At 42.5% G+C, this 13,898-nt stretch carries 8 protein-coding genes and 2 pseudogenes; 1 reads left to right on the top strand and 9 read right to left on the bottom strand.

Annotation, left to right across the window (positions count from 1 at the left end; translation table 11 throughout):
* Positions 1 to 4: 4 nt before the first annotated feature.
* The 9 genes and pseudogenes from C3Z13_RS01060 to sucA form a co-directional block, all read right to left on the bottom strand.
* Positions 5 to 1,231, bottom strand: coding sequence for a PD-(D/E)XK nuclease family protein (locus tag C3Z13_RS01060; protein ID WP_103854725.1), 1,227 nt, complete (start codon positions 1,229 to 1,231; stop codon positions 5 to 7).
* Positions 1,232 to 1,268: 37 nt separating this feature from the next.
* Positions 1,269 to 2,065: pseudogene (locus C3Z13_RS11595) on the bottom strand (ABC transporter ATP-binding protein).
* A complete protein-coding gene (locus C3Z13_RS01070) occupies positions 2,058 to 3,020 on the bottom strand; it encodes a FecCD family ABC transporter permease (RefSeq protein WP_181021988.1) in 963 nt (320 codons plus the stop codon). Before C3Z13_RS01070 ends, C3Z13_RS11595 begins: the two are co-directional and overlap by 8 nt.
* Before the next feature lie 4 nt (positions 3,021 to 3,024).
* Entirely contained in the window at positions 3,025 to 3,828 is an 804-nt protein-coding gene (locus C3Z13_RS01075; RefSeq protein WP_103854733.1) for a TroA family protein, read from the bottom strand.
* Positions 3,829 to 3,915: 87 nt separating this feature from the next.
* Complete coding sequence (locus tag C3Z13_RS01080) at positions 3,916 to 5,835, bottom strand: TonB-dependent receptor plug domain-containing protein (RefSeq protein WP_103854727.1); 1,920 nt, start codon at positions 5,833 to 5,835, stop codon at positions 3,916 to 3,918.
* Positions 5,836 to 5,993: 158 nt separating this feature from the next.
* Positions 5,994 to 6,863: a succinate--CoA ligase subunit alpha gene (sucD, locus tag C3Z13_RS01085; protein ID WP_103854728.1), complete on the bottom strand. Its 870-nt coding sequence runs from the start codon at positions 6,861 to 6,863 to the stop codon at positions 5,994 to 5,996.
* Between the two features lies 1 nt (position 6,864).
* Positions 6,865 to 8,031, bottom strand: coding sequence for an ADP-forming succinate--CoA ligase subunit beta (sucC, locus tag C3Z13_RS01090; RefSeq protein ID WP_103854729.1), 1,167 nt, complete (start codon positions 8,029 to 8,031; stop codon positions 6,865 to 6,867).
* A 100-nt stretch (positions 8,032 to 8,131) separates the two neighbouring features.
* On the bottom strand, positions 8,132 to 9,355 hold the full coding sequence (odhB, locus tag C3Z13_RS01095) for a 2-oxoglutarate dehydrogenase complex dihydrolipoyllysine-residue succinyltransferase (protein ID WP_103854730.1): 1,224 nt from the start codon (positions 9,353 to 9,355) through the stop codon (positions 8,132 to 8,134).
* 87 nt (positions 9,356 to 9,442) lie between these two features.
* A complete protein-coding gene (gene sucA / locus C3Z13_RS01100) occupies positions 9,443 to 12,238 on the bottom strand; it encodes a 2-oxoglutarate dehydrogenase E1 component (protein ID WP_103854731.1) in 2,796 nt (931 codons plus the stop codon).
* A 345-nt stretch (positions 12,239 to 12,583) separates the two neighbouring features.
* Between sucA and C3Z13_RS01105 the strand changes: the two are divergent.
* Positions 12,584 to 13,872: pseudogene (locus C3Z13_RS01105) on the top strand (citrate synthase).
* Positions 13,873 to 13,898: the final 26 nt, after the last annotated feature.

Consider the following 13,898-nt stretch of genomic DNA (forward strand, 5'->3'; position numbering starts at 1 on the left):
TTTTCTATTTATCAATAAACGTTTCTAATTCTTCTAAATGATCATTAGCTATCTTGATAAAGGGTTCTAATAACTCAAAAATCTCTTTCGCTAATCGACCAGCCTTAACTTCCTCTTCCTTCCAAACTTCCTTCCAAACTTTTCCGTCCCAATTTTGTAAGTTTCCATTGCAATCTTGCCATTGCAGCCACCAGTTATCTTGTTTAAATCCTTCTAATTTAAATATTTCTTCTAATCTTTGATAATTTTCCTGTGAGATATTATCTTTAGTAGCCCAAAAACCATAATATGCCTTATGATAACTTCTATCTCTAAATTCTACTCCGATCCCCCAAGGATACTTTTTATCTTCTTTATCAAGATAAATGCCTTCTTTATGTTTATTATAAAAATGCCAGTTATATTCAATCATTCTCGAATATTTTTTGTTATCGTTAAGCATCTTATGAAGTTGTTGAACCAAGCTATCTTCTAATTTTTGATAAATATTATCTGATAACTCTAATAACGTTGTTGCTGTTTCAACCCAATTAGGATTTTTCACTAACTCATCTAATAATTGATTATTTTCTTTTGTTTCATTCATAATATCTTCCTTTAAAAACTGTATAAAACTCTGACAAAAAGCTCGAATATTTGGAGCAACTATTGGCGTTTGCTCCAGCCACTTAATCAGATCTTCTGCACCAATCACTTTTGCTTGATTATTTTGAATTAATTCTTTCCAGCTATCTGTATTAATAGATTTTTCACTGGGCAGCTGTTTGAATGGAGATAAATAGACCAAGCAGCTAAACTTAGGGCGATAACGATTAATATCTTTCCAGTAATCTTCTAATTGGCTATTTTGATCGGCTGCATATCTTAACTTATTTTCAATAGAAACAATCCATTGGCGTTCATTATGTAAAAAACCTTCAATAAAAATATCGTGTCTTCTATTATTAAAAGTTGCTTTTTCACAAGTTACTGACACATTGTTATAAGACAAATATTCTGGCAGTTTCAAATATTTTAATAAACTATTTAAAAATAATTCTTGCTGCCCGTGATTTTGACTAGGGTCAAGTAGGAACGCAATGATTTCAGATAAACAATTTTCATCATTCCTTATAAATTGAAAAGGGCTAAAACTGCTCGCATCATATAATTCTTTTTTAGCATTTTCACGTTGAAAAAAAGCAAGTGCTTTATGAATTTCAGCTAAGGATTTAAGTATTGTGCTTGTCATTTTCTTTTCTCATTTTTGATTAAATTTTAATAGTTAATCATAATTTATGAATATTTCCAAACATTCTTTTTTCCACATCAATCTCCGCCTTAACCCCAAACGCAATGCGTAGATTTTCTGCGGTTAGGACATCTTGCGTGTTGCCGTGAGCAAGTAAGTTGCCTTGGTGAAGCAAGATGATTTCATAAGAAACGGTAGGCAAGATCAAGGTGGTGAATGGCGACAACGCAAGTGGTGTTTGGGGTGAGTGATTTTAATTGTTCTAAAATATCAATTTGATAATAAGGATCAAGGGGCGCGATAGGTTCGTCTGCCAATAAAATCGGTGCGTTTTTAATACAACAACGGGCAAGCTGAACACGGGCTTTTTCGCCGCCTGAAAGCTGTTGGAAAGGTTGTTCTAACAGATGTTGAACAGAAAATTGCTTTGCGGCTTGCTGGATCTTTTCTTGCTGCCATTGTTGGTGTGATGAATTAAATAAACGATCAAAAAATTTGTCTTTTTTTGACCGCACTTTTTCCTTAGGGATAAGCCGTGTTTCGGGCAAGCCGAGTGCAATCACGTCATAAACAGATAAATCCCAATAAATATTGGTGCTTTGCGCAAAATACGCCAACGTTTGGCTTTTTTTCAGACAAGCTCATTTCGGTGAGCGGTTTGTCGTTCAATAAAATTGAGCCTGTTTCGAGTGGTAAAATGCCCGCAATGGCTTTGAGCAAAGTGGACTTCCCTGCACCATTGCCGCCCATTATGCCCACTAATTTACCTTGGGGAATTTGGGCGCTGATATTTTTGATGCCATAAGCAAGGCTAACATTGTGCAAGTTAATCACGGGCTAATCTCCGTTGTTGGGTGAGCAAAATCCAAATCAAGCAAGGTGCGCCGATAATGGCGGTGAGCGTGCCAATATAAATATGCGAGAAAAGCGGCACATATTGAATAGCAAGATCGGCAAGTAACAAAAGTAACGCACCAATTAATCCGCTAGTGAAATAAAGTTGTGAGGGGCGTTTTTTCAGCCAGATGCGCGCAAAGTGCGGGGCAATTAAGCCGATAAATCCGATTGTGCCAGTTTGCGGAATGGTGGCGCCCACCAGCAACGCCACGCCAAGGGTGGTGATAAAAAAGCTTCGTTTTGGGTCAATGCCCATTGTACTGGCGGTTTCTTCCCCGAAAGTGAGTAAATCGAGGTAACGGCGTTGGCAATATAAACAGATTGCGCCCACCGCCACGATAGGCAGAGAAAGCAAGAGCGGTTCGATTTTGGCCCACATTAATGATCCCTGCAACCAGCGGTATAATTCCGCCAATGCCCAAGGGCTTTGTGCGTTGGAAAGCAATAAGGCGATGGCCGAACCGAGCAACATATTCACCGCAATCCCTGATAAAATCATCATTGTCGCCCCTTTATTTTTTGCAATGGCATAGACTAATAAAAAGCTGGCTAATGCCCCTGCGATCCCGCCGAACAGCAACAGGGACAATGGCACGGAAAAATAATAGAGCAAAAACACGCTCGCCGTGGTTGCGCCATTAGCCGCCCCTAATAACCCCGGGCTAGCCAAGGGATTTTGAAACAACCCCTGCATTGCATTGCCTGCCAGCGCAAGGCTTGCTCCCGTTAAAATGGCTAAACCAAGGCGTGGCAAGCGAATATCCCATAACACTAAAGATCGCATATCGGTGGCGATCCCCTGTGCATTGCGTAAATAAGCAAAATCCCCCAGCTGATGAAAAATCGCAAAAGCAATCAACAAAAGTAATAAAGCAAAAGGGAAAGGTTTAATCGTTTCATTCTGCTTGCTCTCTCTTATTCAGTTGGCGATAAATCATCGCCGCGCCTTGCCAAACGCCCTGATCAAAGCAATAACCATATTTCAGTGGCATTGTCGCCATTCGTTGCGCAGGGAACATATTGGCAATCAAAGGGTGCGTCAGCACTTCCGCCTGTTCGTTATAACCTTGTTTATCACTAATGGAAATCAGCCAATTTGGCTGCGCACGCAAAAGTTTCTCTAGGGAAAAATTTTGTGCCGTAATAGTGCTTTCAAGCGGCGTTAAGCCGAGCAATTTTAGCAAGGCTTGGTATTGTGGAAAAATCGGTTCAACTACGCCTGTATCGGAAAGAATTAAGGTTTGCGTATTCCTTTGATTGAGCTGAAAATCACTATTTTTTAGCTTTTTCACCAACTGCTGGGCGTGGGTTTCGTTGCCAAAACGCTTGCCTAATTCCAGTATCAAGGCAAAAAGCTGTTCCGCCGTTTGTGGGCTGTCATTAATAGACAAAATTTTTACCCCGAGCTTTTTCAGATCCGCCACCAACAGGGGATAAAACTGCTCGTTGAGCAAAATAGTTTTATCCAAATAAGGCAATAAATCCGTTAATCGCGCGTTAAGTGCGGGTTTATTTTGATTAATTTTATCCAACATCATCAAAGGATTTTTGGAATAAATAGATTGTGCAGCAATTTGTTCAGGGCGAGCTAATTCTGCTAACAAGCGATCACTGCATAGGGTGAGCGACACAAATTGCTCTTGCGCCCAAAGCGGAACGGAAAAGAAAAGCGCGGTGAAAAATACGCGAATTTTTTGCATTAAAAAATGATGTCCCAAAAAACAAAGTGCGGTGAAAATTTTGTTAATTTTACACCGCACTTTCACAAAAGCCTATCTGCTTAGGGGTTAAAAGCTGCCTTTTAAGCCCACATATAAGGTGCGACCATATTGGCCATAGCCTGCAACGCTTTCATATTTTTTATCAAACAGATTATTCAAGTTCGCATACACATTTAAGTTTGGCGTAACTTGATAATTCGCGCCAAGACTAACCAAGGTGTAAGAAGGCATTTTTACTCTTGCAGGATAAATAGTATCAATGCGTTTACCCACATAGTTTACATTCACATTCGCACCCAACGCTTCAGTAATTTGATACGCTAAACCTAAATTTGCCATATGTTTCGGACGGCGAAGTAAGGTTTGTCCTTTGCTATCTTTGGTTTGGGTATAAGTATAGTTGGCGTAAGCGGTTAGATCGTCTGTGATTTTGCCGTTATACGCAATTTCAACCCCTTTGATTTTAGTTGAACCGCTCATATTTACCGCTTGCGAAACCCCATTAGGCAAATAAGCGGCGCTAATAAAGTTTTTCACATTGCGCGCAAAATAAGTTACATCTAAGCTATGGCGTTTATCTGTGGTTTCAAAAAGCAAACCAATATCCCCACCTTTGCTTTTTTCAGGCTTAAGGTTTGGATTAGGTAAAAATGTGCCGTTGTAACCATAAAACTCAGTGATTGTTGGATTTTGAATGGCTGTACCAAAACTTGCGTGTGCTTTCACATTCGGCAATAAGCGATAAGTTCCCACAATACGTCCAGTGAAGCTATTATCATAATGATTGCTATCGGTATAACGTCCACTTAGGCTTAAGCTATGCTCATTTTCACTGAACAGACGATATTCCGCCGCTACGCTTTTCTCGGTTAAATGCTTTTTACGGTTAGCCGAAGAACCAAAATCATAGGTAGAACGTTGATACTCTGTAAGCAAACTCAACGCTTGTTGCAACTCACCTTCTCGATCAAAATTAATGTCTAACTGATAGTTTGCATTCAACTTTTTAGCATCATAACCACTTGCCCACGAACCAAGTGTATCGCTGTCGGTTTTTTGGTGGCTAACGCTTGCTTTATGTTTAAACAACTCTTTTTCCGCTCCAACATAACCGTTTAATTTAAAAGTTGTTTCACGAGTGCGGGTATAATCATCAAAGGCTGTTTCTGCGGTATAACTATTATCAAAATGTGCTGTTTGGCTAAAATGGCTAGCCAAAAAATCAATACCTTTTTCGCCGTCATCATAGCCCACACGCAATGATAGTGCATCACGATGGAATTTATCTCGCTCTTTTGCGCCGCCCGTACTCACGCGGCTGCCATCTTCCGCAGTATAATGGAAGCGATCTGAACTATAAGCCGAAATGCCTTTTGTGCGGTGGCTATCACCGTGCAAGCTATAATAAAACCCGTTTTGCTGACCTGAAAGAGTCAGTGAACCGTCATAAGTGCCTTTTGAACCCGTGCCTAAATCAAAGTCCACATTAAAGGGTTTATCCTTATAAAGCCCGCTTTTCGTGGTGATATAAACCACGCCACCCATAGCATCGCTCCCCCATAATGCCGATTGTTCACCACGCAACACTTCAATGCGATCAATATTGCTTAGGCTTAATCCACCGAAATCATAGCCATAACCTGACACAGGATTAACTTTCACGCCGTCAATAATCACCGCAGTGTGATTTGGATCTGCGCCACGCAGATAAAGGCTGGTTAATGTACCGCGTCCGCCTGATGCACCCAATGCCACGCTTGGCACGGTTTTTAATACATCAGAAACATAGTTGGCGTTGCGTTCAGCGAAATCTTTTTCGGTTAAAACCGTTACTGATGACGCCGTTTGCTCTTCGCTTACAGGCTCGGCATAAGCGGAATAAACATAAATTGGTGCGAGCTGTTCGCTTTGTGCTGCATTTTCTATGGCATAAAGTGCGGTAGAAAATGAGAGCAAAATTGCTGTGGTGATAATATTTTTTTGCATTGTCTTTCCTTTCTATATAAAAAATGGTGCTATTTTGACATAGCACCATTGGGTTCGCAAATCTGAATTATTCATTATAAAAATGAATACTATTCATCTCTACGTTTTCATTGTTATAAAAAATCACAAAAAACTGACCGCACTTTAGAAATGGCTTATTACTTCAAGATTGCTCTCAGCGCCGTCCCAATTTCCGCAAGGCTTTTTACAGTGGTTACGCCTGCTTGTTGGAGGGCTTGGATTTTTTCATCGGCAGTGCCTTTTCCACCGCTGATAATCGCGCCTGCGTGTCCCATTCGTTTGCCTTTTGGTGCGGTGATGCCTGCAATGTATGCCACCACAGGTTTGGTTATGTTATGACGGATAAACTCTGCCGCTTCTTCTTCAGCGCTGCCGCCGATTTCGCCAATCATCACGATGGCTTCCGTTTCGGGATCTTGTTGGAAGCGTTTGAGAATATCAATAAAACTTGAACCGGGGATTGGATCGCCGCCAATGCCAACGCAGGTGGATTGTCCAAAGCCTTCATCGGTAGTTTGTTTAACCGCTTCATAGGTTAATGTGCCTGAGCGAGAAACAATGCCGATACGTCCTTTTTTATGAATATTGCCCGGCATTATGCCGATTTTACATTCTTCAGGGGTGATTATGCCTGGGCAATTTGGCCCGATCATCACCACGCCCGTTTCATTCAGCTTTTGTTTCACTTGTAGCATATCCAAAGTCGGAATACCCTCGGTGATACAGACGATTAAGGATAATCCTGCGTTAATCGCTTCAAAAATGGCATCTTTACAAAATGGTGCGGGAACGTAAATCACGGTGGCTGTAGCACCGGTTTGTTCAACGGCTTCGCGCACGGTGTTAAACACAGGCAAGCCTAAATGTGTTGTGCCACCTTTCCCTGGGGAAACACCGCCCACTAATTTTGTGCCATAAGCAAGGGCTTGTTCGGAATGAAATGTGCCTTGTCCGCCAGTGAAACCTTGGCAAATCACTTTGGTGTCTTTGTTCACTAAAATTGACATTTTATTCTCCCTTTGCTGCTTTCACGACTTCGCTTGCCGCTTGTTGTAAACTTTGTGCTGAAATAATGTTGGTATCGCTTTCTGCCAACATTGCGCGGCCTAATTCCGCATTTGTCCCCTCTAAACGCACCACCACAGGCACATTTACGCCCACTTCTTTGCTGGCTGCGATAATGCCTTCGGCGATGAGATCACAACGTACAATGCCACCAAAAATATTAACTAAAATAGCTTTCACCGAAGGATCGGTTAAGATGATTTTAAAGGCTTCTGCCACACGTTCTTTGGTTGCGCCGCCGCCCACATCAAGGAAGTTGGCTGGTTGTCCGCCGTATAATTTCACAATATCCATTGTTCCCATTGCTAGCCCTGCACCATTAACCATACAGCCAATGTTGCCATCTAAGGCGACATAGTTGAGATTCCATTTTTCTGCTTGGGCTTCACGAGGATCTTCTTGGCTCAGATCACGCATTGCGAGCAAATCTGGGTGGCGATATAAGGCATTGCTGTCCACCACCACTTTGGCATCAAGACAATCAAGATCGCCATTGTCCAAAATCACCAGTGGATTCACTTCTAATAATGCCAGATCTTTTTCAATAAATAGGCGACTGAGCTGGCAAAATAACTCAGTAAATTGCTTGATTTGTTTGCCCTCTAAACCGAGTTTAAAGGCTAATTCTCTGCCTTGGTACGGCATTCCGCCAACTAGTAAATCAATGCTAGTACGGTGTAATAAGTGCGGTGTTTTTTCCGCCACTTCTTCAATATTCACGCCACCTTCTGTGGAAACCATAAAGACAATTTGTTGCGAGCTACGATCGACAATCGCACTGAGATACAACTCTTTTTTCACTGCCACACAGCCCGTTACATAAATTTGATTAATCGGCTGCCCTTTGGCATCGGTTTGGAAAGTAACCAGACGCTTACCTAAAAATTTGTCAAAAAACGCCCGCACTTCTTGTTCGGAGCTCACTACTTGTACACCACCCGCTTTGCCACGCCCTCCTGCGTGCACTTGACATTTTAGTACCCACTTTGAGCCACCTAATTTTTTGATGGCTTCCAATCCTTGTTCTAAGGTTTCGCACGCATAGCCCTCACCGACGGGCAAGCCGTATTGGGCGAAAAGTTGTTTTGCTTGATATTCGTGTAAATTCATAGATTTATCTTTCTCCCTTTTATCGCTATATGCTTCATCATATCCGCATATCAATGAATAAAAATAAGGCGATAAGATCCCTTATCGCCCTATGTTAAGACTACACTTCTAATAATAAACGCGTTGGATCTTCCAACATTTCTTTAATGGTGACTAAGAAGCCCACACTTTCACGTCCGTCAATTAAGCGGTGATCGTAAGAAAGGGCAAGATACATCATTGGGCGAATCACCACTTCACCGTTCACTGCCACTGGACGATCTTTAATGGCGTGCATACCTAAAATCGCGCTTTGTGGTGGGTTGATGATTGGCGTGGACATCAGTGATCCAAACACACCGCCGTTGGTAATCGTGAAGTTTCCGCCCGTGAGATCTTCCACCGTTAATTTACCATCACGACCTTTTTCCGCTAACACTTTGATTTGCTTTTCAATTTCCGCCATACTCAGCTTATCGCAGTTGCGTAACACTGGGGTGACCAAACCGCGTGGGGTGGAAACGGCAATGCTGATGTCAAAATAGTTGTGATACACAATGTCATCACCGTCAATAGACGCATTCACTTCTGGATAGCGTTTTAGCGCCTCTACCACGGCTTTCACGTAGAAAGACATAAAACCTAAGCGAGTGTCGTGAGATTTCTCAAATTTCTCTGCATATTTTTTACGCAGTTGCATAATTGGCTGCATATCCACTTCGTTGAAGGTAGTGAGCATTGCGGTGCTGTTTTTCGCTTCTAATAAACGCTCTGCCACACGCTTACGCAAACGAGTCATTGGCACACGTTTTTCATCACGCCCTGATATATTTAATGCTGGAGTTTCAGGCGCTTGTGGCTGAGGCTGAGATTGCGCAGCTTTTTGTGCTACGGTGCGTTCAATGTCTTCACGGGTGATGCGTCCGCCCACGCCTGTGCCTTGCACTTCTTCAGCTTTAAGATCGTTTTCTGCCAATAAACGGCGTGCCGCTGGGCTAACCACATCGGCATTAGTCGGTTCTGATGTTAAGTTGGCTAAATGGCGATCTGCTGGCGTGCTTTCTATTTTTTGCACACTTTCTTTAGTGGCATTGCCTGCCGTCGCTAAGGCAGAAACTTTACCTAACACTTGGTTGCTAATCACTGTTGCTCCCTCGGCTTCAATGATGCTTTCTAGCACACCATCAGCAACCGCCGGCACTTCAAGCACGACTTTGTCGGTTTCAATTTCGACTAAAACTTCATCACGTTTTACTTCATCGCCCACTTTTTTATGCCAAGTGGCAACCGTTGCATCTGCCACAGATTCAGGTAGCACGGGAGTTAAAATCTCAAAATCGCTCATTTTTCTGTTCCTTCTTTTGTTTGCGTTTTATTTGCATTCGGTTGTACAAAAGTGCGGTGATTTTTGACCGCACTTTTTGCTTACAAATTATTCTAAAGCCTCATTCACTAAGGCGCGTTGCTGTTCATTATGTAAAGACATATAGCCCACCGCTGGCGATGCTGAAGCCGGTCTGCCCACATAGCGCAGTTTGCCGTGTTCTGGCAATGAACTCACAAAGTTATGTTGGCTACAATACCACGCGCCTTGGTTTTGCGGTTCTTCTTGACACCATACATAATCAGTAACCTGATGATAAGGGGCAAGCGCCGCTTTCATTTCTTCGTGCGGATAAGGATAAAGCTGTTCCACGCGCACAATCGCTACATCGGTTTGGTTATTTTTACGGCGTTGTTCCAATAAATCGTAATATACTTTGCCCGAACACATTACCACACGTTTCACTTGTTTTGGATCGAGCTTGTCAATTTCGCCAATCACGTTTTGATAAGTGCCGTTCACCAACTCTTCTTTGCTGGACACCGCAAGTGGGTGGCGCAGTAAGGATTTTGGTGTAATCACAATCAATGGGCGGCGTACCTTGCGCAACATTTGACGGCGTAATAAATGGTAAATCTGCGCTGGCGTTGAAGGCACGCAAACTTGCATATTTTGTTGCGCACAAAGCTGTAAATAACGCTCTAAACGGGCTGATGAATGTTCAGGCCCTTGCCCTTCATAACCGTGCGGTAATAGCATTACCAAACCACACATTCTGCCCCATTTTTGTTCACCTGAGCTGATAAATTGGTCGATCACCACTTGCGCAACATTGGCGAAATCACCGAATTGCGCTTCCCAGATGGTGAGCGTTTTTGGTGTCGCTGTGGCATAGCCATATTCATAAGCCAACACCGCTTCTTCTGAAAGCACGGAATCCCACACTTCAAAATGCCCTTGCTGATTGTGCAAATGGGTAAGTGGGGTGTAAATTGTGGCATCTTTTTGGCTATGTAAAACAGAATGACGGTGGAAGAATGTGCCACGCCCTGCATCTTCACCAGATAAGCGAACGTTATAGCCTTCGTCCAACAAGGTGGCGTAAGCCATTGTTTCTGCCATTCCCCAATCGAATGGTTTTTCGCCTTTTGCCATTAAACGGCGATCATCATAGATTTTTTTCACGCGCGAATGAAGTGGGTGATTTTCTGGATATTCACACACTTTTAAGGCAAGCGCAGTAAAGCGTTCTTCATCAAAACTGCCCTCGTAATCTGACCATTCTTGGCTGAGGAATTTCATCCAATCCGAGGCTTCCACATCACGCTCACGCCATTCTGGCACAACGCAATCACCGTTGTCTAAAGCATCGCGATACTTATTCATTAATTCTAGGCTGTAAGCCTCATCAATCACATTGTCTGCAATTAAGCGATCGGCATACACTTTGCGTGGGGTTGGGTGGCGTTTAATGCGATCATACATTAACGGCTGAGTAACAGAAGGTTCGTCCGCTTCATTGTGTCCGTGACGGCGATAGGAAACCAGATCAATAAAAATATCACGCTTGAATTTAGTTCTAAATTCCACTGCCATTTGTGCCGCATAAGCCACGGCTTCAGGATCATCGCCATTAACGTGAATAACTGGCGCTTCAATCATTTTCGCAATGTCGGTACAATATTCCGTAGAGCGGGTATCGTGCGGATTCGAGGTGGTGAAACCGATTTGGTTGTTGATCACAATACGAATTGTGCCCCCCACAGAATAACCACGAGTCGCCGACATATTTAGGGTTTCTTGCACCACGCCCTGCCCTGCGACTGCGGAATCACCGTGTACAGTAATCGGCAACACTTGCGAGCGTTCTACATCGTTAATGCGGGTTTGTCTCGCACGCACTGAACCTAGCACCACGGGGTTTACAATTTCTAAGTGAGAAGGGTTAAACGCGAGTGCTAAATGCACTAAGCCATCATCGGTCATAAAATCAGAAGAAAAACCTTGGTGATATTTCACATCACCTGTTCCATTCCCGTGGTGTTTTCCAGCAAATTCATCAAATAATTCCGCTGGTTTTTTCCCTAATACATTGATTAATAGGTTTAATCGTCCACGGTGTGCCATTCCCATTACAATTTCTTTAATGCCGTTTTTTGCCCCTTGACGGATAATTTCTTTCATTAACAGGATAAACGCATCACTGCCTTCAAGAGAAAAACGTTTTGCCCCCGGGAATTTTGCACCGAGATAGCGTTCTAAACCGTCTGCTGCGGTAAGTTCTTCAAGAAATTTAAGCTGTTCTTGTTTGCCAAATAAAGGTTTATTTAACCCATTTTCTAACTTTTTCTGTAACCAAGTACGCGCCTCAAGGTCATTAACGTGCATAAACTCAAGGCCAATAGTGCCGCAATAGGTTGATTTTAATGAGGAAGAAAGCTCACGTAAGCTAATACGATCTTTGTCATACACATAACCGCCAATATCAAATTCTTCATCAAGATCCTCATCAGTAAAACCATAGAATTTATAATCTAATGTCGGTGCATACATCCGTTGCCAAATACCTAACGGATCAAGATCCGCGTGTAAATGCCCCCGGTTACGGTGTGCATTCACCCATTGCAATACTTTTACCAGCCGTCCGCTCACTTTCGGATCAATCACGGTTGTGCCGTCCACGCCAATATCTCGTGCTAAACGTTTAAAATATTGACGAACTGGAGAATGTGCTTGCTCTACAGCGGTGTGTTTTGGCAATTTATCGAAAATTTGTTGCCAGCTTTCATCGACAGAATGGGGATCTTGAAGATAACTTTCATATAATTCTTCAATGTAAGATTGATTTGCTCCATTTAAAGCGCTTGAAGCTAACCATTCACTAATTGGGCTCGTTTGTTTCATTAATACCACCTAGCTTGGTTGGGTAGAATTTACAACATAAAAATTCATTAGGTTTATTATACATAGGATTCAATCAGAAACACGCACTGATTTTTCTTTCAGTGTTAGTCGAATAATTTAAAATCAAATTCCCACAATTAGCAACTAATTCAATTAACAAAACATTAACATTTTTCTGATTTTTTGATCTGCCTCTCATTTTTGAAAAAATAACATTTCCTTAACAAAATTTTTTTGTAAATATTAAAGACAGGTACTCCATAACAGGTTATAGTGAAAATTCATTAGAAAGTACAATAATTCAACAAACACAACATTATCAACTCCAACTAAAGAGGAAGACCTATGACAGAACTCAACGCAAAACTAACGCTAAATGATGGACGTGAACTTGAACTCCCAATGCGTAAAGGTTCACTCGGCTATGATGTCATTGATGTTCAATCCCTAGTCAAAAATAAACTTTTTACCTTTGACCCCGGTTTTATGTCCACCGCCTCTTGTGTTTCCGAAATCACCTATATTGACGGCGACAACGGCATTCTTCTCCACCGTGGTTATCCTATTGCTGATTTGGCAAAAAATGCCGATTATTTAGAAGTGGCACACTTATTATTATTTGGCGAGCGCCCAAGTGCCGAAGAATACAAAACTTTCCGCCAATTAGTACGCAAGCACACCCTTGTTCACGAACAAATTTCCCGCTTCTTCCACGGATTCCGCCGAGATTCACACCCAATGGCGATTATGTGTGGGGTAAGTGGCGCATTAGCAGCGTTCTATCACGATTCTTTAGATATTAACGATATTGAACATCGTGAAATCACTGCCATTCGCTTACTGGCTAAAATGCCAACCCTTGCGGCGATGTGCTACAAATATTCTATTGGGCAACCTTTTATGTTCCCGCTGAATAAACTTTCTTATTCGGGTAATTTCTTACATATGATGTTCGCCACCCCTTGCGAACCCTATGAAGTAAACCCGGTGCTAGAGCGCGCAATGGATCGCATTTTATTCTACACGCCGATCACGAACAAAATGCTTCAACCTCAACGGTGCGTACAGCCGCCTCCTCTGGTGCAAACCCATTCGCTTGTATTGCCGCAGGTATCGCCTCACTTTGGGGGCCTGCACACGGCGGTGCAAATGAAGCTTGCATTAATATGCTTGAAGAAATCGGCACCATTGACCGCATTCCAGAATACATTGCGCGCGCCAAAGATAAAAACGATCCATTCCGCTTAATGGGCTTTGGACACCGTGTTTACAAAAACTACGACCCGCGTGCAAAAGTAATGCGTCAAACTTGCCACGAAGTACTAAAAGAGTTGAATATTGATAACCCATTATTCGACGTGGCAATGGAACTAGAACGTATCGCATTAAGCGATCAATACTTTATTGATCACAAACTTTATCCGAATGTCGATTTCTATTCAGGCATTATTCTCAAAGCCATTGGCATTCCAACGTCAATGTTCACTGTCATCTTCGCCCTAGCAAGAACCGTCGGCTGGATCGCCCACTGGAAAGAAATGTTCAAACCGGGCAATATGAAAATCGTCCGCCCACGTCAGCTATACACAGGCCACACAGAACGCCCATTTACGCCATTAGAGGGTAAGGAATAAAATCTATAAAAAAAGACCGCACTTAA

The organism is Avibacterium endocarditidis (genome assembly GCF_002921145.1).
GTDB classification, from domain to species: domain Bacteria; phylum Pseudomonadota; class Gammaproteobacteria; order Enterobacterales; family Pasteurellaceae; genus Avibacterium; species Avibacterium endocarditidis.

Coding starts and splice junctions, on each gene's coding strand:
- C3Z13_RS01060 (WP_103854725.1), bottom strand. CDS start 1,231: ATGACAAGCACAATACTTAAATCCTTAGCTGAAATTCATAAAGCACTT.
- odhB (WP_103854730.1), bottom strand. CDS start 9,355: ATGAGCGATTTTGAGATTTTAACTCCCGTGCTACCTGAATCTGTGGCA.
- sucD (WP_103854728.1), bottom strand. CDS start 6,863: ATGTCAATTTTAGTGAACAAAGACACCAAAGTGATTTGCCAAGGTTTC.
- sucA (WP_103854731.1), bottom strand. CDS start 12,238: ATGAAACAAACGAGCCCAATTAGTGAATGGTTAGCTTCAAGCGCTTTA.
- C3Z13_RS01075 (WP_103854733.1), bottom strand. CDS start 3,828: ATGCAAAAAATTCGCGTATTTTTCACCGCGCTTTTCTTTTCCGTTCCG.
- sucC (WP_103854729.1), bottom strand. CDS start 8,031: ATGAATTTACACGAATATCAAGCAAAACAACTTTTCGCCCAATACGGC.
- C3Z13_RS01080 (WP_103854727.1), bottom strand. CDS start 5,835: ATGCAAAAAAATATTATCACCACAGCAATTTTGCTCTCATTTTCTACC.